The organism is Bradyrhizobium sp. SHOUNA76 (assembly GCF_023006445.1).
Lineage (GTDB): Bacteria > Pseudomonadota > Alphaproteobacteria > Rhizobiales > Xanthobacteraceae > Bradyrhizobium.
Map to the genome: position 1 here is coordinate 1 of NZ_JALBHA010000961.1, position 1,005 is coordinate 1,005.

Genomic DNA, 1,005 nt, shown 5'->3' on the forward strand with positions numbered 1-1,005 from the left:
GGAGCTTTGCGGGTCGGTGGCCCGGAGGAGACGCATCAGGCCGCGCCGCAGCGTGCCGAGGATGGTCTCGGCGTCGGTCCCGAGGGTGAGCAGGGCGGCGATCGTGGTCAGCGTGGCGAAGCCCGCGAGCCACAACAGGATGCGGCCGACCGGATACCATTCCAGCTCAGCCTCGGCGGGCGGTTCGGTGGCGGCGTCCGGCGTGACAGGTCCCGCCGGTCGGCTGAGCAGAACGAGATGGCCGAGCCACCACGCCGGCAGCGCGACGGTGACGGCGAAGGCGATGCAATAGGGCAAGCCGAACAGGGCGCCGAGGCCGATCGCAGCGGCGATGCCGCCGAGGCTCGCGCAAAGCGGTCCCCAGCCGATCGCGGCGACCATCAGCGGCAGCGGTGCGAGATAGAACAGGACGAGCGAGATCAGCGCGCCCGAAATGATCGAGGCGAACATCAGGGCCGACGCGGCGCCGGCGATCAAGGCTATCAGCACAAAGGCGATCATCAGCTGTCCCGCTCCCTTCGAGCGGTTAGAGGCATCTCGCCCCAACCATCGGCGACCGGACGACCCGGAAGCCTTATGAGTTCAAATAAGTCGCGACCGGCGGCTCAACGGCCGCCGGTCGAATTGATCGTGTCAGCGAATGACGTAGGGCAAGAGACCCAGGAACCGCGCGCGCTTGATGGCGCGGGCGAGCTCACGCTGCTTCTTCGCGGACACCGCGGTGATGCGGCTCGGCACGATCTTGCCGCGCTCGGAGACGTAACGCATCAGGAGCTTGGAGTCCTTGTAGTCGATCTTCGGAGCATTGGCGCCCGTGAACGGGCAGCTCTTGCGACGACGGAAAAACGGACGGCGTGCACCAGCTTCAGCCATTGTTCTTACTCCCCATCCGTCGTGGTTTCAGCTTCTTCGCGCGGACGGCGCGGGCCGCGGTCGCCGCGGAAGCCACCACCGTCGCGATCGCCACCACGGAAACCACCCTCGCGGTCGCCACGGAAGCCGCCT

The 1,005-nt window shown here is 67.4% G+C and carries 1 protein-coding gene and 1 pseudogene; both read right to left on the reverse strand.

Going from position 1 to position 1,005, the window contains the following annotated elements; translation table 11 throughout:
• Positions 1 to 501 (reverse strand): annotated as a pseudogene (locus MOV74_RS38960) (hypothetical protein); the annotation flags it as partial.
• Between the two features lie 132 nt (positions 502 to 633).
• Positions 634 to 873: a 30S ribosomal protein S18 gene (rpsR, locus tag MOV74_RS38965; RefSeq protein WP_007592020.1), complete on the reverse strand. Its 240-nt coding sequence runs from the start codon at positions 871 to 873 to the stop codon at positions 634 to 636.
• Positions 874 to 1,005: the final 132 nt, after the last annotated feature.